The organism is Micromonospora rubida, assembly GCF_009908295.1.
Taxonomy (GTDB): domain Bacteria; phylum Actinomycetota; class Actinomycetes; order Mycobacteriales; family Micromonosporaceae; genus Micromonospora; species Micromonospora rubida.
This window is the reverse complement of the sequence record NZ_JAAALO010000003.1, coordinates 309,722-331,152: the sequence shown is the minus strand read 5'-3', so window position 1 is coordinate 331,152 and position 21,431 is coordinate 309,722. Positions and strand designations below refer to the sequence as shown.

General features: G+C 68.7%; 17 protein-coding genes and 2 tRNA genes. 5 read left to right on the top strand and 14 right to left on the bottom strand.

All coding sequences use genetic code 11. From position 1 onward, the window contains the following. Position 1: 1 nt before the first annotated feature. The 6 genes from GVV04_RS11205 to GVV04_RS11180 form a co-directional block, all read right to left on the bottom strand. The gene (locus GVV04_RS11205; protein ID WP_161687302.1) at positions 2–877 is read right to left on the bottom strand and encodes a carbohydrate ABC transporter permease; all 876 of its coding nucleotides are present in this window, start codon (positions 875–877) and stop codon (positions 2–4) included. Further along, a complete protein-coding gene (locus GVV04_RS11200; RefSeq protein ID WP_161687300.1) occupies positions 871–1,854 on the bottom strand; it encodes a carbohydrate ABC transporter permease in 984 nt (327 codons plus the stop codon). Before GVV04_RS11200 ends, GVV04_RS11205 begins: the two co-directional genes overlap by 7 nt. A 14-nt stretch (positions 1,855–1,868) precedes the next feature. Next, positions 1,869–3,248 carry an ABC transporter substrate-binding protein gene (locus GVV04_RS11195; protein WP_201753292.1) on the bottom strand — a complete coding sequence of 460 codons (1,380 nt, stop codon included), beginning with the start codon at positions 3,246–3,248 and terminating at the stop codon, positions 1,869–1,871. 58 nt (positions 3,249–3,306) lie between these two features. Continuing rightward, on the bottom strand, positions 3,307–4,434 hold the full coding sequence (locus tag GVV04_RS11190) for a zinc-dependent alcohol dehydrogenase (RefSeq protein WP_161687298.1): 1,128 nt from the start codon (positions 4,432–4,434) through the stop codon (positions 3,307–3,309). Between the two features lie 278 nt (positions 4,435–4,712). Then, a complete protein-coding gene (locus GVV04_RS11185) occupies positions 4,713–5,723 on the bottom strand; it encodes a helix-turn-helix domain-containing protein (protein ID WP_161687296.1) in 1,011 nt (336 codons plus the stop codon). Next, positions 5,720–6,712: a helix-turn-helix transcriptional regulator gene (locus tag GVV04_RS11180; protein ID WP_161687294.1), complete on the bottom strand. Its 993-nt coding sequence runs from the start codon at positions 6,710–6,712 to the stop codon at positions 5,720–5,722. Before GVV04_RS11180 ends, GVV04_RS11185 begins: the two co-directional genes overlap by 4 nt. Before the next feature lie 120 nt (positions 6,713–6,832). Here GVV04_RS11180 and GVV04_RS11175 point away from each other — a divergent pair, with 120 nt between their 5' ends. Next, positions 6,833–10,810, top strand: coding sequence for a S8 family peptidase (locus GVV04_RS11175; protein ID WP_161687292.1), 3,978 nt, complete (start codon positions 6,833–6,835; stop codon positions 10,808–10,810). Positions 10,811–11,237: 427 nt separating this feature from the next. Further along, complete coding sequence (locus GVV04_RS11170; protein ID WP_161687290.1) at positions 11,238–11,570, top strand: hypothetical protein; 333 nt, start codon at positions 11,238–11,240, stop codon at positions 11,568–11,570. A gap of 250 nt (positions 11,571–11,820) precedes the next feature. Here GVV04_RS11170 and GVV04_RS11165 read toward each other — a convergent pair whose 3' ends face one another. Next, the gene (locus GVV04_RS11165; RefSeq protein ID WP_161687288.1) at positions 11,821–12,852 is read right to left on the bottom strand and encodes a hypothetical protein; all 1,032 of its coding nucleotides are present in this window, start codon (positions 12,850–12,852) and stop codon (positions 11,821–11,823) included. Between the two features lie 111 nt (positions 12,853–12,963). On the opposite strand from GVV04_RS11165, the gene GVV04_RS11160 reads away from it, so the two are divergent. Then, positions 12,964–13,275 carry a hypothetical protein gene (locus GVV04_RS11160; protein ID WP_161687286.1) on the top strand — a complete coding sequence of 104 codons (312 nt, stop codon included), beginning with the start codon at positions 12,964–12,966 and terminating at the stop codon, positions 13,273–13,275. A gap of 240 nt (positions 13,276–13,515) precedes the next feature. Here GVV04_RS11160 and GVV04_RS11155 read toward each other — a convergent pair whose 3' ends face one another. The 5 genes from GVV04_RS11155 to GVV04_RS11135 all read right to left on the bottom strand — a co-directional run bounded on the left by GVV04_RS11155 (position 13,516) and on the right by GVV04_RS11135 (position 17,680). Next, positions 13,516–13,836 (bottom strand): hypothetical protein, encoded by a 321-nt coding sequence (locus GVV04_RS11155; RefSeq protein ID WP_161687284.1) that lies wholly within the window; start codon positions 13,834–13,836, stop codon positions 13,516–13,518. A gap of 91 nt (positions 13,837–13,927) precedes the next feature. Then, positions 13,928–15,327 (bottom strand): IS3 family transposase gene (locus GVV04_RS11150; protein WP_407938784.1). Its coding sequence is split into 2 segments (ribosomal slippage): positions 13,928–14,994 and positions 14,994–15,327, totalling 1,401 coding nucleotides; the frame shifts between segments, so codons are not numbered across the junction. A gap of 371 nt (positions 15,328–15,698) precedes the next feature. After that, complete coding sequence (locus GVV04_RS11145) at positions 15,699–16,718, bottom strand: tryptophan--tRNA ligase (RefSeq protein ID WP_161687282.1); 1,020 nt, start codon at positions 16,716–16,718, stop codon at positions 15,699–15,701. A 40-nt stretch (positions 16,719–16,758) separates the two neighbouring features. Continuing rightward, positions 16,759–17,439 (bottom strand): HAD family hydrolase, encoded by a 681-nt coding sequence (locus tag GVV04_RS11140; RefSeq protein ID WP_161687280.1) that lies wholly within the window; start codon positions 17,437–17,439, stop codon positions 16,759–16,761. A 165-nt stretch (positions 17,440–17,604) separates the two neighbouring features. Beyond that, positions 17,605–17,680 (bottom strand) — tRNA-Lys (locus GVV04_RS11135). Positions 17,681–17,866: 186 nt separating this feature from the next. Between GVV04_RS11135 and GVV04_RS11130 the strand changes: the two genes are divergently transcribed. Next, the gene (locus tag GVV04_RS11130) at positions 17,867–19,138 is read left to right on the top strand and encodes a L,D-transpeptidase (protein WP_161687278.1); all 1,272 of its coding nucleotides are present in this window, start codon (positions 17,867–17,869) and stop codon (positions 19,136–19,138) included. 212 nt (positions 19,139–19,350) lie between these two features. Then, positions 19,351–20,649 carry a L,D-transpeptidase gene (locus GVV04_RS11125; RefSeq protein WP_161687276.1) on the top strand — a complete coding sequence of 433 codons (1,299 nt, stop codon included), beginning with the start codon at positions 19,351–19,353 and terminating at the stop codon, positions 20,647–20,649. Positions 20,650–20,707: 58 nt separating this feature from the next. Here the strand turns inward: GVV04_RS11125 and GVV04_RS11120 are convergent. Both GVV04_RS11120 and GVV04_RS11115 read right to left on the bottom strand, forming a co-directional pair. Next, positions 20,708–20,780 (bottom strand) — tRNA-His (locus tag GVV04_RS11120). 206 nt (positions 20,781–20,986) lie between these two features. Further along, positions 20,987–21,424: a hypothetical protein gene (locus GVV04_RS11115; protein ID WP_161687274.1), complete on the bottom strand. Its 438-nt coding sequence runs from the start codon at positions 21,422–21,424 to the stop codon at positions 20,987–20,989. Positions 21,425–21,431: the final 7 nt, after the last annotated feature.

Sequence of the window (21,431 nt, the reverse complement as noted above, 5' to 3'; positions counted from 1 at the left end):
CTCAGCCCTTGGTCGCGCCCTCCGCCAAGCCCTTGATCAACCATTTCTGCACGAACAGCGCGAACAGCACCACCGGGATGACGGTGAGCGTGCCGACCGCGGTGAGCGGTCCCCACATCGCGCCCTGCTCGGTGTCCGCCGCCATGCCGGCGATGGCGACCGGGATGGTCGCCGCCTCCCGGTTGGTCAGGACCAGCGCGAACAGCAGCTCTTCCCAGGCCAGGATGATGCTGAAGATCAGCGTCGAGAGCAGCCCGGGCAGGCTGCACGGCACGATGATCCGGAAGAACGCGCCGAGCCGGGAAGCCCCGTCGATCATGGCCGACTCCTCGAGCTCCTTCGGCAGGGCCATGAAGAACGAGCGCATCAGCCACATCACGTACGGGATCAGGAACGTGCAGTACGCCAGGATCAGCGTGATGTGCCGGTCGGTCAGGTCGAACCGACGGGCCACCAGGAACATCGGCACTGCCAGGGCGATCGGCGGCACGCCCCGGGAGGCCAGGATCAGCCCACCGATCAGCCCCGCGCCCCGGATCGGCAGCCGGGCCAACGCGTACCCGGCCATCGACCCGGCGACGATCGACAGCAGACCCGCGCCGGTCGCCACGATCACCGTGTTGAGCATCCGGGGACCGATGTCCGCCTGGGTGATGTAGCTCGTGTAGTTGTCCAGCGTGACCGTGCTGAACCAGCGCGGTGGGCTGGCGAAGATGTCGCGGGGCAGCTTCAGCGAGGTGCTGATCATCCACAGCACCGGGAAGAGGAACAGCAGCGCCGCGGCGATCGAGCCGGCGATGCGCAGCCGGTGTCCGGCCCGGCCACGCCGGGCCGGGCGGCGGCGGGCGTCGATCGTCGGCGCCGTCGTGGTCACCATCGCTTCTCCAGGTAACGGTTGAGCCGCAGGAACAGGAAGGTCAGCACCATGGTGATCGCGAGGACCATGGTCGCCATCGAGGACGCGGTGCCGAACTCCAGGCTGCGGAACGCCTTCTCGTAGATGTAGAGGTTGACCACGTCGGTCGCCTGGCCGGGACCGCCCTTGGTGGCGGCCAGCGCGATGTCGAACATCTTCACCGCACCGAGCCAGCGCACGATGAACGCGGCGAGGATGACCGGGGCCAGCAGCGGCAGAACGATCTTCCGCAACGTCGCCCACCAGCCCGCGCCGTCGACCCGGGCCGCCTCCAACACGTCGCCGGGCAGCGACATGATTCCGGCGGAGGCGATGAGGACCACGAACGGCGTCCACCGCCAGGTGTCGATGAGCACCAGGCTCACCATCGCCAGGGTCGGGTCGGAGAGCCAGTTGACCGGCCCGATGCCGACCAGCCCGAGCACGTAGTTGACGAACCCCCAGAGCGGGTCGAGCAGCATCTTCCACACCCCGCCGGCGACCACCGGGACGACCACCATCGGGATGAGGAACAGGGCCCGCAGCACGCCCCGCCCACGCCACTCGACGTTGAGCAGGAAGGCGATGCCGAATCCCAGCAACATCTGCAGCGGCAGGGCCAGCGCCAGGTACACGCCGGTGACCTTGAGCGAGTTGAGGAACCCGGGATCCTCCAGGACGGTGCGGTAGTTCATCCAGCCGACGCTGCGGGCCGGCGTGAACGTGGCCAGGTCCAGCTCCGAGAAGCTGATCCAGACCGTGTAGAAGAGTGGGTACGCCAGCACCGCCGCGAGGATGACCAACGCGGGGGCGAGGAAGACCCAGCGGCTGGCGAGATCCCGCCAGCGGTGGCGCAGGCCGGGGCCGCCGGCCCGGGGCCGGCGCGAGCGCCGGTCCCCCGGGCCGGCGGGGGACGATGTTCCACCCCGTGCCGGCGCAGTCTGAGTGTTGGTGGTCATGAAATGCTCCGCGCTCAGTAGCCCTTGGACTTCAACAGCTTGCTGACCTCGTCAGCCGCCGTCTGCAATGCCTGCTCCGCCGTGGCCTGCCCGGACATGGCCCGGCTGGTCTGGGTGGCCAGGATCTGCTGGATGGCGTCGGACTCGGGCAGCTTGGGCCGCCACATCTTGCCAGCGTCGATCGCCACGTAGCCGTCCGCGATGGCCTTGAAGACCGGGACCAGCCACTCCTGCTGCGGGGTGGAGGAGAGGGTCGACTTGCGGGCCGGGAAGACACCGAGGGTGTTGCTCTGCCACTGCTCGCCCTGCTTGGAGGAGAGCCACTGGAGCAGGGTCCACGACGCCTCGGCCTGCTTGCTCTTCTTCGCCACCGCCGCGGTCCACATACCCCGGTGCGCGCCGGCGCTGAGCGAGCCGACCGGCATCACCTGGATGCCCACCTGCTCCGGCTTGAGCGTGGTGGTCTTCGGGTCGACCGCGGTGCCCTTGTAGACGCTGCCCCACATGAACATGGTGGCCGTCTTGCCCTGCCGGAACGCCTCCAGCGGCTCGTTGAACTGGTAGGTGGCGGCGCCGGGCGGGGCGTACTTGAGCAGGTCGATGTGGGTCTGCAGGGCGGCGACGCCGGCCGGCGTGTTGAAGGCCGGCTTGTTGTCCCCGTCGAGGAGCTGACCGCCGTTGCTGTTCAGGATCGTCTGCCAGATCGTCGGCGTCAGCGGATCCTTGGTGAAGTAGGTGCCGACCGCCCAGGCGTCCGGCTTGCCGTCCTTGTTGGTGTCCTGGACCAGCTTCGGCGCCTGCTCCAGGTACTGCTGCCAGGTCAGCTTCGGGGTCGGCTCCGGCAGGCCCGCCTTGGCGTACAGGGTCTTGTTGTAGAACATCAGCAGCTCGTTGGAGCGCACGGGCACGGAGTACTGCTTGCCCTGCCACTCGCCGGCGGCCAGCGGGCCGGTGTTGAAGTCGTCCCAGTCGTAGTCGGCCTTCGTGAACTTGCCCAGGTCGCCCTTGAGGTCCGCCAGGCCGCCGGTCTTGGCCAGCTGCGGGATCCACGGATCGTCGGCGACGATGAGGTCGTACGTCGGGTCCGGGGCGGTCAGCTCCAGCATCTCCTTGGCGAGCAGGTCGCCGTAGGGCACCCCGTCGATGGTGACCTTGATGTTCGGGTAGAGCTTGTTGAACTCCGGCACCATCTGGTCCTGCCACTGACGCGCGAACGCGTCGTTGGCGATCATCCGGATCGAGACGGGCTTTTCGGCGGTGCCGACGCCACCGCCGGTGACTTCGTCGTCGGACGAGCCGCAGGCGGCCAGCGACGCGGTGAGGACGGCGGCGAGGCCACCGGCCAGGACCGCCCGGCGGGTTGTGCCGCGCATGGCGCGGGGGAAGCTACGCACAGGTAATCCCTTTCATGGGGGTGTTTCGGTGGTGGGATGAACGGTGCCGAGGCGGCGACTACCGGGTCGGATCAATCGCGATCTTGACGATGTCGGTCCCGTAGAGCTGGTGCCCCGTGCTGAGTGAGCGCAGTGCCGGTTCCACGTCCCGCAGTGGGACGCGATGCGAGACCACCCGGGTGAAGGGCGGGCCGCCCCGTTCGAGGATCTCCAGGGCGCGCAGGTAGCGCGCCTGCATGTCGGGCCCGGCGCCGTACACGCCGGTGATGGTGAGGTCCCGCCGGAGCAGGTCCGTGTAGGGATTGAAGGCGATGGCGCCCCGGTCGGTGAAGTTGCCCAGCTCGGCGAGGGTGCCCCCGTCGGCGACGTAACCGATCGCCTCGACGAACCCCTCCGGCGAGCCGCTGCATCCGAGCACGGCGGTGGCGCCGCTGCCGCCGAGCGCCTCGCGGACCGCCGCGTGCCGCGCCACGCCGGGGGACAGCCGGGTGATGTCCACGGTCGCGTCCGCCCCCAGCTCCGTGGCGAGAGCGAGCCGGCGGGCGCTGCCGTCCACGGCGACCACCCGGGCCGCGCCGGCTGCCCGCGCGGCGGCCACCACCATCAGGCCGATCGCCCCGACGCCCTGCACCACCACGGTGGCCCCGATCCCGACGCCGGCCCGGTGTATCCCGTGCAGGGCCACCGACATCGGCTCGGCCAGCACCGCGACCTCCGGCGGCAGCCCGGTGCGGTAGAAGACCGTCCCCGGGTTGACCAGGTGCAGATAGTCGGCGAACCCGCCGGTCAGCGGGGGGCCGGAGTCGACCGGTGACTTGAAACCGTACGACTGCGGGCGCCGCTGGCACTGGCCGGGCCGGCGCAGCACCACGCAGGCGTGGCAGGTGCCGCAACTGGTCGCCGGGAAGACCCCGATCCGGTCTCCGACGGCGACGGGCCGGCCGGCGGAGTCGGTGTCCAGCCCGGCGCCGAGCGCGGCGACGGTCCCGACGATCTCGTGTCCGAGCAGTGCCGGAAAGGTGATGGTCGGCAGCCGCCCGTGGAAGACGTGCGCGTCGGTGCCGCAGATGCCGCACAGCTCGACCCGGATCACCGCCTCGCCCGGTCGGGGGGCGGGTACGGGGTACTCGCGGATCTCGACCGGGCCGCCGGGCCCGGTGACGACCGCCGCGCGGGAGGTTGCCATCACCATCGCCTCCGCCCTGCTCTGCCAGATCTACATTCTGGATTCCATAGAATGTAGGGGACCGTAACGTGCCGGCAATGAACTGTCCAGACCTGACTTTCGGCCGGCCCGGGGGCGCATCGAGGCTGCTCAGCGTGGTTCCAGACGGCAAAACCGTCAAATACGACTAATCGGTTATCGGCGTTTACGCTGATGGCCGTGATGTGGTAGGAACGGGTTTGAATGCGGCCATCCGAGTCCCCGTCGGGTGCCCCCAGTGGCGGCGGACGTTCGCAGGGCTACCGAAGCTCACGATCGGTATCGATCCGCCCGTCGAGTGGCGTCCCGATATTGCGCTGCTCACGAAAGGCGGCTTGGACGCCGGCCTGGAACCGCGTGTCCGCGCCGAGCCCGGCCAGCAGCGCGGCGATGTGACGTTGCGCCGTCCGGTAGCTGATGCCGAGATGCCGGGCGATGGCCTCGTCGGTGATGCCGGAGAGCAGGAGGGCGATGAGTCTCTCCTCGGACACGGCATGACGCCGCGGCCCGGGCAGCGCCTTCACGGTCGGTAGGCGCAACGGTACGGCGCGCTGCCACAGCCCTTCGAACAGCTTGCCGAGCGCGTCGAGCAGCGCCGAGGCGTGTACGACGATCACGGCCTCGGAGCCGGCGGAGTCACGCTGCAACGGCAGCACGGCCAGCCGGCCGTCGGCGATGTACAACTTCATCGGCAGGTTCGGCAATACCCGTGCCTGTTGACCGGCGCGGACCATCTGCTCGATCTCGGGCAGCACCCCGGTCTGTTCAATCGCGGCCCGGTCATAGATGCACCGCGACGTGACGCCGGCCGCGAGCAGATCGAGGTCGGTCGTGCCGGTTCCGTCCAGATCCAGATAGGGAGGCGTCTCGAGGCACATGATCTCCCGTCGCGCGCAGCGCTGCACCTGGGCGAGACGCTGGCGGACGGCGCGGTGTCCGGTGACGACCTCGACGACGTCCGCCGTCGCAGCTTCGGCTCGCGCCTCTCGGTACGCCGTCGCCAACCGCTGGGCAAACTCCTCCGCCAGGTCCAGTTCCACTTCTCGTTCGACCAGCACGGTGGAGGCAATCTTCTCCGGGGCGGTGGCCACGTACCTCTCGGGTGGTCCGGGCAGGACGGTGATCAGGCCGGCGGCGGCGAGCCGGGCGAGCACCGCGGGGAGTGGTTCGCCGCCCGACCAGCTTCCGGCGAGGGTGGCCAGGGTCGCTGACGGCCGGTCGACGATCAACTCGTACGCCGCCTCCTCGCCGGGACTCATCAGCCGGCTCACGGCGCCGGTACGTCCTCGGCAGTGAGCCAGCCCCGCTGCACGGCCTGGTAGCCGGCCTGGAAGCGGGTGGCGGCGTCCAGCCGCCGGAGCAGGGCGCTGAGATGACGCCGTACGGTGCGCAGGTGCCAGCCGAGGTGGTCGGCGGTGGCCTGGTCGGTCAGTCCCGCCATGAGCAGCGACATCAGTGCCCGCTCCGGACCGGAAGGGCCGTCCTCGTTCGGCAGTGGCTTGTCGCCGATGCCGACGTCGAACGGGACAGCGCGCTCCCAGTACGTCTCGAACAGTGCGGACAGCGCGGACAGCAGGGTCGAGTCGCGCACGAGCAGCGTGCACGCGATGTCCACCGGCTGTAGACGCAGCGGCACCATCGCCAGCGGCTGATCGCCCAGCAGGAGCTTCATCGGCACCGTGGTGATCCGTGCCTGTTCCCCGGCGGCGATGGCGTGGGACAGGTGGGCCAGGCGACCGGGCACGGCGACCGCCTGCCGGTCGTAGATCGCCCGCCAGCGGACCCCTCGGCGCAACTGTTCGAGCTCGGTCGGGTTGCATTCCAGCGGATCACGCGCGTAGGGCGGCGCGTCGAAGACCCGCGCCTCATTGCGGATTCCCCGGATCAGCTCCTCCGATGCCTGGAAGACGGCGTCGGGGCCATGGATCAGCTCAACCAGTTGGGACGGGTCGGTGTCGCTCCCGGCCCTGCCGCGGAACCGCTCGGCGAGCACGGCGAGGCGCTGTCGGTCGTCATGCAGCCACCGCCGACGCTCGGCGAGCAACGGGTCGAGCGCGATGTCGGGCGGGACGACCGCCCACCGGGCCGGCTCCTCCGCGGTGAGCCGCACGATCAAACCCGCCGCTTCCAGCCGGGCCATGCTGGCCGGGTCGCCGTTGCCGGTGATCTCCGTCGCCCCGGCGACCACCAGCGACTCGTACCAGGACTGATCCAGGTCGGACAGGCCGAGGATACGGAGCGGTTGATGATCTTCTCGCATCGTGCGGCCATGCTATGCCATCTTCACGCCATTGGCGAGAAGATGGCCCGCACGGCACTTCCCCGCAGGTCAACTGGCTGCGAGATTCGCGGAAGGAGATCAATAGCGTAAGGACGCCTGATGACGACATCGAGATGGGCCCGATGGCCTGCTCACCGACGGCACGCCGCGCTCAGCCTGGCCGCCGTGACCGCCCTGGCCACCGTCGCCGTGCCGGCAGCGGCGGCCGGCAAACCCGACCAGGCCACCGGCGGACCGGTCCCGCCGACCGGCACCACGACCGTGCCGACCGGGGCCTCCGACGGACTGCGCGCCACGATCACGTTGATCACCGGCGACAAGGTGCTCTACACCGAGACACCGGACGGCCGCACGACCGCGACGCTCACCGACGTGCGCCCCGGCACAGCCCCGGTCTACCACAGCTACGGGGACGAGACCGGCTTCTACGTCATCCCGCAGAACGCCGCGTCCCTGGTCAACGCGGGCGCGGTCGACCGTGGACTGTTCGACGTGAAGTACCTGGCACACAACGGGTACGCCGACGACAAGAGCGAGACCGTGCCCGTCATCACCAGCTACCAGTCGAGCGCCGCACGGAGCGCGGCGGCCGGTGGATTGCGGCTGGCCGGCGCTACCGGGCGGGTCGACCTGCCCAGCCTCTCCGGTGAGGGCCTCACCGTCGACAAGGGCCGGGCCGCCGCGTTCTGGTCAACGCTGACCGGGGGTACGACGGTCGGTGCCCGCAGCAGCGCCGCCGTCCCGGCCCTCGCCGGCGGCCTCCGTCGGGTGTGGCTGGACCGCAAGGTCCAGGTCAACCTGGCCGAGAGCGTGGCGATGATCGGCGCGCCCGAGGCGTGGGCCGCCGGCTACGACGGCTCCGGGGTGAAGGTGGCGGTCCTGGACACCGGGATCGACGCCAACCACCCGGACCTGAAGGGCAAGGTGAGCGCCGCGCAGAGCTTCGTGCCCGGCGCGTCGGCCCTGGCCGACGGGCACGGGCACGGTACCCACGTGGCCTCGACGATCGTCGGAACCGGCGCGGCGTCGGGCGGACGCTACAAGGGGGTCGCCCCCGGTGCCCAGTTGCTCGTCGGAAAGGTGCTCTCCGACCAGGGGCAGGGCAACATGTCCTGGTCCATCGACGCAATGGAATGGGCCGCGGCCAGTGGCGCCCGGGTGGTGAGCATGAGCCTCGGCGCCCAGCCGACCGACGGCACCGACCCCGCGAGCCAGGCCGTCAACCGGCTGACCGCCAGCACCGGCACCCTCTTCGTCATCGCCGCCGGCAACGACGGCCCGGACAAGGGCAGCGTCGCCGCCCCCGGCACGGCGGACGCGGCACTGACCGTCGCCGCGGTGACCAAGGACGACAAGCTCGCCGACTTCTCCAGCCGTGGGCCACGGATCACCGACCGGGCGCTCAAGCCGGACATCTCCGCGCCGGGCGTGGGCATCGTCGCCGCCCGGGCCAGCGGTACGTCGATGGGCCGCCCGGTGGATGATCGCTACACCGCCGCCAACGGCACCTCGATGGCGACCCCGCACGTGGCCGGGGCCGCGGCGATCATCGCCCAGCAGCACCCGGACTGGACGGCGAGCCAGCTCAAGCCGACCCTGATGAGCACCGCCAAGGACGGCGGCTTCACCGCGTACGAGCAGGGCGCGGGCCGGCTCGACGTAGCCCGCGCGGTACGCCAGCCGGTCCACAGCACCACGCCGAACGTGGACTTCCGCATCGCGTCCCCGACCGACACGCCGCAGATCAGCAAGCAGATCAGCTACGTCAATCCCACCAAGCAGCCCGTGACGCTGAAGCTGACCCCGACGCTGCGCGGCGTCGGCGGGCCGGCCGCACCCGGCGGCGCCCTGACCGTCGACTCGACCGTCGTCGTGCCCGCCGGGGGCACCGCCACCGTCACGGTCACCGCCGACCTGACCGTCCTCGAGAACGGCAGGTACACCGGGTCGGTCGTGGCCACCGACGAGGCAACCGGCACCCGGCTCACCACTCCGGTCGGGCTGATCCGTCAGCCGCCGCTGCACACGGTCAACATCCGCATCGTCGGTCGTCCGGGAGAACCGCTCGCCCACGGCGAGAAGCTCTGCAACTTCCAGCAACTGGACGACGAGGGCGACGCGGACAGCTACCTGATCAGCCTGTCCCGCAGCTGGGACGGGCCCAACGTCAGCGAGGGCAGCGCCCGGATCCCCGAGGGCCGGTACGACCTCCAGTGCAACGACGGCTGGACGGCAAAGAACAGCATCGCCGCCTCGGTGGCGCTCGTCGACCCGGAGGTCACGATCAACCGTGACGCCACGTTCGAGTGGGACCTGGCCACCGACGCGGTGCCGGTGAACGACGTCGCCACCCCACTGCCCACCGAGGCCGTGATGCACATGATCGGCTACACCCGGACCACCGCGAGCGGCAGGACGAATATCAGCGCGACGATCGCGGCCAGCGCCTACGGCCAGCGGTTCTACGTGACTCCCACCTCGAAGCGGGTCACCGTCGGCACGTACAAGTTCCTCTTCGAACAGCTCCGGGCGGCGCCGGAGGCGGTCACCACCGTGCACGGCAAGGGCGCCGTGCAGGTACGGCCCATCTACCTGGCCGACTACGAGACCGTACCGAAGTTCGCCACCGACCGGCGCCTGCAGCTCGCGACGGAGGCGGACCTGCGAGCCGGCCGGGACGTCCGCGGCAAGCTCGTGGTGATCGACAACGAGCCCTGGGTCGGGATCGACGAGGACGTGGACCTGGCGACCCGGGCCGGCGCGGCCGGTGTGCTCAGCCACGTGGTGGGTGACAGCCCGACCGGCTCCGGCAGCATGCCGTTCCTGGACGCGGCCAACGTGAAGATTCCCGTGCTGTGGCTGGACGGGGCGCAGTGGTCGAAGGTGGCGAAGGTGCTCCACGGCGCCCACCGCCCCTACGTCACCATCCGCAGCCAGCTCGTCAGTCCGTACGAGTACAAGCTGCGGTTCTACGAGTACGGCCGGATCCCCCGGAAGTTCGACTACCGCGTCAGCCCCAGGAACCTGGCCGTGCGGCAGACCGAATACCACACGCAGTTCCCGGCGGTGCCCCTTACGCCGAACGCCTACGAGGTGAGCCACACCTTCGCGCCCGAGGACAACTTCAGCATCAACTACGCGCACCACTTCGACGCGCCGGTCAGCCGGACCGAGTACTACAACGTGACCGGTCCGGACATCCGGTGGAGCCGGGACTACGCGCTGATCAACCACAACGACCCGGCCCTACCGGAACGCTCCATCCAGACCTCCAACGGCTTCAGCGTCCCCTCGTCCGAATCGGAGACCATCAACCAGGGGCCCAGTGTTCTCGGGATGAACACACCCGGCGCCGAGTGGAAGCCGAACACGGCGACCAGCCTCTGCATGGTCTGCCGCGAAGGCGACGACCTGTACGTCTACCTGGGCGGCACGGTCCCCGTCAACGACCGCGAGAAGTGGGTCGTCTCGGACGGCAGCGCGAACATCTCACTGGAGCGCGACGGCGTCAAGATCCCCTCCGCCCCGGGTGGGCTTGGCATCCCGCACTACGCCCTCGGTGCGGACCCGGCGAAGTACACGCTGCGCACCGCCTACGAGGACCAGTTCAGCGGGCAGAAGTACGGCAAGAAGGTCAGCACCGACTGGACCTTCCGATCGAGCCACGTCGAGACGAGCAACGTCGCCATCCCGTACCTGTGTCCGTCCAACATCCTCGGCAGTAAGGGAGCCTGTGGCTGGCAACCGCTGATCCAGCTCAACTACGGCCTCGACCTGGCCCTGGACGACACCGCCCGGGCAGGGCGGCCGTACGCCTTCACGGTCACCCCGTGGCAGCCCCAACCGACCGGAACACCCGCCATCGCCGGGCTCAAGCTCTCCGTCTCGTACGACGACGGCGCGCACTGGACGCCGGCCCGGGTGTCGCGTGGACGCGACGGGGTGTATCAGGTCCAGATCACGCACCCGTCGCTGAGTCGCACCACTGGCGCGGTCTCCCTTCGGACAGAAGCCTGGGACACGGCGGGCAACCGGGTGACCCAGCAGATCGACCGCGCCTACGGGCTCCGAAAGTAGTCGTCCGACCGTAACCGGAGGCCCCAGGCGACGTGTAGCGAGGTCTCCGGTGGATGATTCAGCAACATTGCCGAATCTGAAGCCGGAGACCTCGCTACGTCCCGGCGGCTGGTGTGATCCTTCGCGACCGGGACTGTACAAATAACGGCTCTGGCTCACATTCGGTGGTAGCAGAGAGTAGCGGCCCAGTCGGCCGGACGGGAGCACTGTCTAAACCTGCATTATCGGGGCAAAAGGCGTAGCAGCTCCATGTTGCAGCCTTCACGCGAAACCGGCCAGCCCTGAAGCGCCGACGTCAGAGGCTCGCGCGCACACCTGCGACGCCGCTACAGGGTGTCACCACCGAAAGTGAGCCAGAGCCGTTAACTTGACCCGCGCACGGTCAGCAGCGCGGTGTATGCGAAACTCGTTGTCACGCAGGACCCCTATGAAGTTGATCTGTGGTAGGAGCACCTTCATATCGGGGTTCTGCGTCTTTTCGTTGCAACGCAACGCCTTCGGCGATTCCCCCCACACCACACCCCGATGGCCTCGCACCGCAACGGACCGTTACTGGGAAACGCTCAATGGTGACGCCTTACGACTGCAGTCCGTCACCGACGCTGCGGCCATCCCCGATCTGCCGGACTTCGACACCCTGCTGCATCGGGTGACCAGCGTCGCCGCGCAGGCTTTGACCTACCAGGAACAGCCTTGGTTCACCGAAGCAGTACAGACCCTGACCCGGATCTTCGAACGCCCGACTCCGCCGCCGCACTGAAACGACGGCTACTTGTTGCCGCCCACGGCTACACGCTCGGCGCCTTGGCAGTACGGATGAGAAACCGGCCGGCCGACGGCGCTCGCACCCCGGCGTCGGGGCGCCAGCCGGTCGGCTCAGCGGGCCGTCCTTCCTCCGCTGAGCCAACCGGGCTGACCGGTGGCCGGTTTGGTACACCCGCACGGCCAGCCCCGGATGAGCGGCTCCCCGATGCCGGGGCGTCATAGACCTCCGCCCGGCCTGACGGTGGTCAGGCGGTGCAGGTGTACGTGTCGTACTGCAGGCCGGAGGCGTAACACGTGGCGACGGTCAGGGTGGTCCCGTCGAAGGTGGCTGCCTGGCTGGCGACCTTGCCGGCGGCCTCCTTGGGGGTGTGCTGGAGCACGGTCCACGGGCCGGAGCCGTTCGCGGGCTCTTCCACGATCCACTGCTGTCCGGCGCCATAGTGGACGACGATCAGCTGCCCCTGGGTCGGACCCGGCAGCAGCACCGGCCGCACCGAGGCGTAGGCGCCGGGTGCCGTGGCCTGGCCGAACGACAGCTGGGCCGGGCCGCTCCAGACTCCGGCGGTGTTCTGCTGGAAGGAGGCCAGGAGGCCGTCCGGGGTGGGGAACATTCCGATCAGGGGGAAGTTCCTGGCGCGGGCGACGGCCAACTGGCCGCCGACACCGTTCACAGGGTTGCAGAAGGCCGACCATGCTCCGCTGGGCGGGGTCTGCTGGACCATCCAGACCTGGCCGGCGCCGTTGAGGTGGAAGAATGCCTGCCAGCCGTCGGCGGTGGACGTCGTCGCCAGCTCACGTATGTTGCCGCCGCCGAACTTCACGGAGGGCTGCCAGCTTTCAGCGCCATAGGAGTTGGCCCACGTGTGGTACAACGCGCCGTCGGTTCCGGTGAGGTAGATCTCGATCCGGCCGTCGGCGATACGGCCGACCGCCGGGTCACCGAGCATCAGCGCGCCCGCCACCCAGGCGGGGTTCTCCCAGCCGGTGTGGTCGGCCTTCTCCCGCAGGCACATCAGCTGGTTGCCCGGATCCCGGTAGAACACCGCCATCCGGCCGTCGGCCGCCGCCACGGCGACCGGCGCACTGGCGGCCTTGGCACCGGTGCCGGCGTAGGAGTTGGCGGTCTTGACACTGTCGGAGGTGATCCAGCCGGTGTAGATCAGACCGTTGGCCCTGGCGGCGATCAGGATGCGGCCGTCGGTCCCCCTGGCCATGGACACCTGCTGCGGGGGCGAGGCGGTGGTGAAGGTGCCGACGGACGAAGACGTGATCTTCATGAGGCTTCCTCTCGAAGACGGCCGGCGAAGGCCGGCCGGTGTCAGCCTTCTCCTGACGACACGAATTGTCATCACGTCATCACCGTCAATAACTGGACTGGTGTCGCGGCGGTGGATCAGGTAACAGCTGCCCGGTGGTACCGCTGGGCGGCCACCCCGGTGGAGGTGACGGAGGGGCGGTTCGGCGGGCAAGGTGGAAGCGGTGTCGTCGGCGGGCCGACGGCGCTTTCGGCCTCGCACCGTACCGATCTGCACCGCCATCGCGAGCCGGTTGTGATCACCACGCTTACCCGCGATCAGATCCAGCGCGGTCCCGCCGATCTCGTCATCGTCGCGACGGCGGCCGGTCTCAACTCGATCGATGTGCGAGGCAAGCCTCCGAACTCCTCGCCGTGCAGTAAAAGTTGCGGACGACGTCCTTAGATTGCGCAGTCCGGAAGCGGTGGGCGGAGCCGGCGCAAACACGGGCTCGGCCTCGCCACTCGTTACGACAAACTCGCTACCCACTTCCAGGCCACCCTCGACCTGGTCGAAACCCGCGCTATGACCGCTCTACCCACCATCGAGCCGTGGCCAGTTGTCGTCGACCCCCGGATCATCCTCTTTGGTCGCTGCCAGTTAGGCGGCCTCTCCACCGACGCCATCGCGGCAGTTGGTCACCGGTCAGGGCGGCGGGGTCGCGGTGGCGGCCAGCCCCGCCAGGTCACTGAAGAACACCGCAGGCAGGACGGGTTCGCCTTCCTTCCCGATCGGTGACGGCGGCAGCGGCACCAGGAGGTCGGCCGCGGGTGAGTGCAGCCACAGTGCCATCAGGTAGCGGGCGGGGACCCGCAGCAGCCGCAGCTCGAAGCCGATCGCGGCGAGTTGGGGCAGCTTGCGGGCCGCCTTCACGGCGAGGTCGGTGGCGGCCACGAACGGTCCCTCGGTGAAGCTCGCCACCTCCTGGGTCCCGTCCGGGTTCACCTCGGTCTCGGCGCTGGCCACGAGCTTTCCCCCGTCCTCGACCATGTAGCGCCAGCCGGCAGGCTTGGCCCTGGCGAGGCGGAACGTGTCAAGGGATTGAGGCCAACGGGAGTTAAGCGGCTTGTCGTTGCGGCTCGGGCTTGTTGATCCAGACCTGTTCGGGCAGGTCGAGGATCTTGGGCAGGGGCCGGGTGGTGCCGAACCGTTCCGGGTGTGCCGTGCGGGCTGCGGCGAGGGTGTCCTCGCGGTTGGCGCGGACGGTGTGGTGACGGCCGTGGTGGACGTCGGCGGGGGTGTGCAGGCCGATCCCGGAGTGTCGGTGGGCGTGGTTGTACCAGGTCACGAAGTCGGTCATGAACGCCCGCGCCTGGGCGAGGGACGCAAACCGGTCCGGGAAGACCGGCGCGTACTTCAATGTCTTGAACCAGGCCTCGCTGTACGGGTTGTCGTTGGACACCTTCGGCCGGGAGTGCGAGCGGGTGACGTCGAGGTCTTCGAGTAGGTCAGCCACCGATTTCGACGTCATCGACGTGCCGCGGTCGGCGTGCACGACGTGCGGAACGCCATGGACACCGAACACCTCGCGCATCATCGACTCGGCAAGGGGACCGGACTCGCGGGCGTGCACACGGGCGCCGACGATGTACCGGGAGTAGATGTCGATCATCACGTAGGCGTCGTAGTAGACACCCTTCGCCGGTCCGGCCAGCTTCGTTATGTCCCAGGTGTAGACCTGCCGCGGCGCGTCAGCGACCAGCTCCGGGCGTGTGCGGGCCGGGTGCCGGGCCAGCCGGCGACGCTCGCGAACCTGCGCGTGCTCGCGTAGAACCCGATACATGGTGGCGATCGAACCGACGTACACGCCCTGGTCCAGCAGCGCCGCATAGATCTGGGCCGGGGCCGCGTCGACGAACTCCGGACTGTTCAACAGCCGCAGGACCCGCTCACGTTCGGCCAGAGTGAACGCGTTCGCCGGCGCTCGCCGCACCGGCGGGGCCGGTGTCGGCCGCCGCCGGTCGCGCTCAGCGCTGGACCGGGCGATCCCGGTCAGCCGCTTCGCGTCCCGCGTCGTTGTCCCCACGCTGGTCAACCCATGATAGGCGGCCATCAGCGTCTGCCGAGCCCGAACACGTCCGGACCGTCCGGCTCGCTCCTGGAGATGTCCTCCAAGAGCTCGCGCGCTTTTCCCATGATCGTCAACGCCGTCTCGGTCCGCGCCAGCTTCGCCCGCGCCAACTCCAACTCACGACGCAACCGGGCGATCTCGGCCTGCTCCGCCGACGGCCTCCCGACCGTCTCCCCAGCCGGCTTACCCTGCAACAGACCCGCGTCCCGGGCCCGGCGCCACTCCGACATCAACGACGAGTACAAGCCCTCCCGCCGCAGGAACGCCCCGCCCTCACCAGCCGCGACAGCCTGCTCATACCCGGCCAGCAACTCCAACTTCTGCCCCGACGTGAACGACCGGCGCGCCCGCGGCCCGCCCGAACGCGGACCCCTCTTGCGACTCATGAACCCATCCAGGGCCGTCACGACGTCAACAGCAGTATTCAACGCTTCCCGATCCTGAACTCGCCCTGTCCGGCGGACTTGCTATGAACCGCTGGCCTCAACTCACCCTGACAGACAGGGGACTACTGGAAGCGCTCGATCGACACCGTCTCCACCAGTCCCGCCCGGACTTCAGGCTGATCTGGGGGACCGTGTGCGAGCCGACCAGTCCGCATGCTGATCCATCCAGCCTTGTCGTGGACCTCCGACAGCCTCCGGAGGGGTGGACTCCCACTAGGAACCTGCTTGTCGCGCTGCCCGGCAAATGGACCACCGCCTAGCACTGCGCCGACCAGGTGGTCGACGCACTCATCTGACGGACGGGGCCCAAGCTATCCGATACCGATGGCGTCCCTCACCCGCTCCAGCAACGGCCTGGTCTGCTTCCGGGCCTTGTCCGCGCCGTGGGCAAGCAGGTCGTCCAGCTCACTACCCTGCGCCATCAACGCCTCGTAGCGCTCCCGAAGCGGCGCGAACTCAGCGACAAGCGCGTCGGCGAGCTGTGCCTTCACCTCTCCCCAGCCCATCCCACCGGCCGACAGCCGCGCCCGTGTCTCGGTAACCAGGTCGACCGCACCGAACCGTTCAAGCAGCTTGAAAACGGCAGCCGAGTCGGGGTCCTTCGGTTCCTCCACCGGCACGCTGTCGGTCGGGATACGCCGGATCAGTTTCCGCAGGCTGGGCTCTGGCGCGAACAGAGGAATCGTGTTGCCGTACGACTTGCTCATCTTGCGACCGTCGGTGCCGGGCAAGGTGTGCGCCGACCCCTCATCCGGAATGACAGCAGCGGGGATCTTGAACTTGAACCGGTCCCCGTACACAGCGTTGAAAGAGCCAGCGATGTCCGCGGCGTACTCGACATGCTGGACCTGGTCGCGGCCGACGGGCACGACATCGGCATCCATGATGAGGATGTCGACCGCCATCAGCACCGGGTAGTTGAACAGGCCCATGTTCACGCCGGCGTCAAGATCCTCCTTGCCGGCCTCCCGGTTGCGGTCTCGTGACGCCTTGTAGGCGTGCGCCCGGTTCATCAGGCCCTTGCTGGCCATGCACGCCAGGATCCAGTTCAGCTCGAAAATCTCCGGGATGTCCGACTGGCGGTAGAACGTGGTGCGATCCGGGTCGAGTCCGGCCGCCAACCAGGTGGCCGCCACGGAGCGGGTGTAGTGCTGCAACTGATCACGGTCGCGGATCGTGGTCAGTGCGTGATAGTCCGCGATGAAATACAGCGACTCGTAGCTGTCGGCCAATCGCAGCGCCGGCAGGATCGCGCCGATGTAGTTGCCCAGATGCGGCTCACCGGTCGGCTTGATGCCGGTCAGCGATACCCTTCGCGCCGTCGAACCCATGGGCATGACACTACCGTGAGCTGCCATCGATCTTCCGTCCTCATTGGCTATCGGCGCGTACCGAGATGCTCCTGTTGCCGTTGGCAAGGCTGAGCAGCGACGGCAACTCCGCCATGCTTCTGAAGGCTCGAACCGGCCCCGGCGCGGAGCCGCCGGGCGCGTACCGCAGCACCCGCATTCCTGCGCTACGTGCGGCCGCCACCCCGGACTCGCTGTCCTCGACAACGACGCAGCGGGCAGGCGGGACGCCCATCCTGGACGCGGCCAGCAAGAACAGGTCAGGAGCCGGTTTGCCGCGGGCGACCTCGGCGGCCGTGAAGATCCGGCCCTCGAAGTACGCCGCCAGGCCACAGGTGCCCAGGGTCAACGCGACCTTCTCGGGTCGCCCGTTCGACGCCACGCAGACGGGAACACGAAGCTGCTGCAGCACCGGCACGATGCCGGGCACCGGCGCCACCTGGGCACGCAGCGCGGCATCAACCGCGATGGTCAGCGCGTCGAACCAACCGGACGGGACAGCACCACCAAGGCGATCGGCGATCAACCGGGCCGCCGCCGCTTGATCGAGGCCGGCGAACGCACGAGTGCACTCCTGGTCGGTGATCTGGATACCCAGCTGCCGCATCCGGTCGGCGAGTACCCGGCTGACGATCGGCTCGCTGTCCACCAATACCCCGTCACAGTCGAAGATGACGAGATCGACCGAGCCATGATCGCCCATCGGTGATCGCCTCCTCTCAGGCCGCGTCCCACCGGTAACAGCCAGTCCCCGCATCGCCGACAGGGTCCAACGGCTCCCGAGCACCCGCCGAGCGACCATCCACCACCGGCGTACGCGAAAAAGGCCCCGACCGGCAGAGAACTGCCAGATCAGGGCCTTGCTCGTTGGTGCGCCGCCAGGGACTCGAACCCCGAACCCGCGGATTAAGAGTCCGCTGCTCTGCCAGTTGAGCTAGCGGCGCTCGTTGGCAACGTGGAGAACATTAGCATGCCCTCTGGAGGGTGCTCCAATCCGATACCCGGCTCCCCCCTTCGGGCAGGCTTACCGGACATACACTCTCAAATCATCGGCTCAGGTGCGCGCAGGCGACACTTCCTGGCCCTCATGCGGCACGATGTCCGCCAGGTACGCGAGAACAGAGGTGGGAATGGGCAGGTTCGCGCGGGTCGGGGCGAGGGTGGGGGCCCTGAGCCTGATGGCGTCGCTGGCACTGACCGGGTGCGGCGATGACCCCAAGAAGGCGGAGTTCGTCGGCGGCGCCCCCTCCGCCGGCAGTAGCGTCGCCGCGGAATCAGGGACGGCCCCGGCCGAGCCGGCCACCAGCGCCGGCCCGTCACTCACGGTCAGCCCGGCGGACGGCGCCAAGAACAGGCCGGTCAGCGCCGAGATCTCCGCGAATATCCCCGAGGGCGGCAAGGTGACCGACGTCGCCCTCACCGCCGCCAACGGCGGCAAGGTCGAGGGCCGCTGGCGCGCCGACGGCTCGTCGTGGGTTCCGAGCAGCGCCTTGAAGTACGGCACCCGCTACACGGCCGTCGTCACCGCCGCCGGCGAGGGTGGCGAGACCCGGCAGGGCACCAGCACCTTCACCACGATGGCCAAGCCGAAGTCGACGATCGCCTCCGGGCTCTACCTGTTCAGCGACAAGACGTACGGCGTCGGGATGCCGGTGGTCGCCGAGTTCCACCCGGGCATCCCGGCCAAGGACCGGAAGGCGGTGCAGAAGCGGATGTTCGTCCGCACCGACCCGCCGCAGCCGGGTGCGTGGCACTGGGTCTCCAACGGCACGCAGGCGTACTACCGGGCACCGGAGTACTGGAAGTCCGGCACCACGATCACCGTACGGATCGCGCTGGCCGGCATCCCGCTGAGCAACGGCAAGTACGGCAACGTCGACCGAAGCGCCACTGCCAAGATCGGCCGGTCGTTCGTCATGAAGGTCGACAACGCCACCAAGAAGATGACCGTCTACGAGGACGGCCAGGTCGTTCGCACGATCCCGGTCAGCCTGGGCAAGAAGAGCACCCCGTCCTCCAGCGGCACGATGGTCGTCATGGAGAAGAAGGAGTCGACGACCTTCGACACCCGGGACGATCCCGACCCGGCCAACCGCTACGTCACCGAGATCGACTTTGCCCAGCGGCTCACCTGGGGCGGCGAGTACATCCACGCCGCGCCATGGTCCGAGCACGCGCAGGGGCGGCAGAACGTGTCGCACGGTTGCGTGAACGTCTCGACGGCGCACGCGAAGTGGCTCTTCTCGGAGACCAAGGTCGGCGACCCGATCACGATCAAGGGCACCGAGCGCAAGCTCGCCGCCGGCAACGGCTGGACGGCCTGGAGCCTGAGCTGGGCCGAGTTCGTCAAGGGCAGCGCGCTGCCGGTGCCGGAGGGCGGCTCCGGCCCGGCTCTGGCCTGACGCGACGACCGCCCGGGGAGGGCAGGGCACCCGACTTTCGGGCGCCCTGCCCTCCCCGCCGTTTAGGAGCAGCGCTCGCAAAGGTCGACATTTTATCGGCATTCGGACGCAGGCGACCGCGTGTTTCTCTTCACCCCCTGCAACGGGTACGCGTTCCCGTGCGTCAGTGAGAGACGATGGGGCAACCGGGGCACCACGACAGTGAGGGAATCATGCGCGCGACGCAGGACCAGCTGAGCCGGCGGGACGGCCGCCGCCGGATGTTCGCGGCGGGGCTGCTCGCCGCCGTACTGGCGGTCACCTCCGCCTGCACGAACGACGGCGACGGGGGCAAGTCGCCAGCCTGGCAGGGCGGCGGCGAGAGCCCACCGAAGGCCGCCGCCAGCATCACCGGGCCCGCGGCCGACGCCAAGGACGTGCCGGCGTCCACCGGCATCGCCTTCACCACCAAGGACGCGAAGGACACCACCGTCGAGCTGAAGGACTCCGCCGGCGCGGCCGTCGAGGGCACGGTGGCCGGCGACGGCAAAAGCTGGCTGCCGAAGGGTGCCCTGAAGTACGGCGAGACCTACACCGCCACCGTCACCGCCACCGGCGACGACGACAGGCCGGCACAGGCGACCAGCACCTTCACCACGATGGCGAAGCCGAGCAAGCAGGTCCGGATCAGCAGCTTCCTCGGGGACGGCCAGGTCGTCGGCGTCGGCATGCCGCTCATCGTGAAGTTCAGCCGGGCCGTCCCGGAGGACTACCGCGACGACGTCCAGCGCCGGATGACGGTGACCTCCACGCCCGCCCAGGAGGGGATCTGGCACTGGGTCAGCCCCACCGAGATCCGGTTCCGGCCGAAGGAGTTCTGGAAGGCCGGCACGGCCGTCTCGTACCGGATCCAGGCCGGCGGCCTGCCCCTCGGTGACGGCTGGTACGGCCGGGCCGACCTGTCGGTCGACATCAAGACCGGCCCGGCGGTGATCATGACGGTCGACAACAAGACCAAGCGGATGACCGTCACCAAGGACGGCAAGGTGATCAAGACCATCCCCGTCAGCCTGGGCAAGAAGAGCACCCCGTCCTCCAGCGGCACCATGGTCGTCATCGAGAAGCTGCGCAAGACGGTCTTCGACACCATGGAGGAGTTGGGCCCCGAGGAGGGCTACCGCACGAAGATCGACTACGCCCAGCGGCTCACCTGGGGTGGCGAGTTCATCCACGCCGCCCCCTGGTCGGAGGGGCAGCAGGGCAGCGTCAACGTCTCGCACGGCTGCGTGAACGTCTCGATGAAGAACGGCGCCTGGCTGTTCGCCAACACCCGGGTCGGCGACCCGATCACCGTCAAGGGCACCGAGCGCAAGCTCGCCAACGGCAACGGCTGGACCGACTGGAACATGAGCTGGGACGAGTACGTCAAGGGCAGTGCCCTGCCGTACGACCCGGACGCCGCCGCCTCCCCGAGCGCCGAGGCCACTCCCGGCGACACCGCCGAGACCCCCAGCGCCGAGCCGACCACCTGACCGGCAGCCCCGGGCACGACGAAGGCCCCCTCCGCAGGGAGGGGGCCTTCGTGTAACGGGTGACTGATGGGAATTGAACCCACGACAACCGGGACCACAACCCGGTGCTCTGCCAACTGAGCTACAGCCACCATGCTCCCCGCGCCGGCTAGGCCGGGCGGCGTGCGGACTAATAATAGCCACACCCCCACCACCCACGTCCACCGGGTTCCCGGCCCGCTCTCTCCCGAACCCCTCAGACACCGCTAGTGGATCTTGGTGCAGCGCGGACCCCGAGGAGGGACCGCTTCCACGGCCAGAACGACTGATCGAGAGATCCACGCTGGGGAGTTCCGGACTAGGGAGCGGCGATGGACGGGTCTGCTCCAGGATCACCTCCCTGCTGCAACTGCTCCTCGAACAAGACGAAGGTCTGCCGCCTGATGCCTCGCACCAACGCCTGCTCTCGCTCTGTGAGACGGCGACCCTCTCGAGTCTCCGCGCCGATGATTGCATCGACTGTCTCATAGAGCGCGAAAATCGGCCCTTCCCCTGACAGATGCCGGCCTCGATACGCTTCCACCTCCTGCACGAACCGGTCAGGCGAAAGCGTGAAAATTTCACCACCGACGGCAAAGACAATCTCTTCGAAAATTTCATCTTCCTGTTTCCAGCCGCCAGTGTCGATGGAGACCCGCCACACCCGGATACCGCCATCAGATGAGGCTACGATCTTTACCGGTGAGGCGTAGTAGCGATAAAAGGAGGGAAGGATCAGGCCGGGCACAGGTCTCATTTGGTTT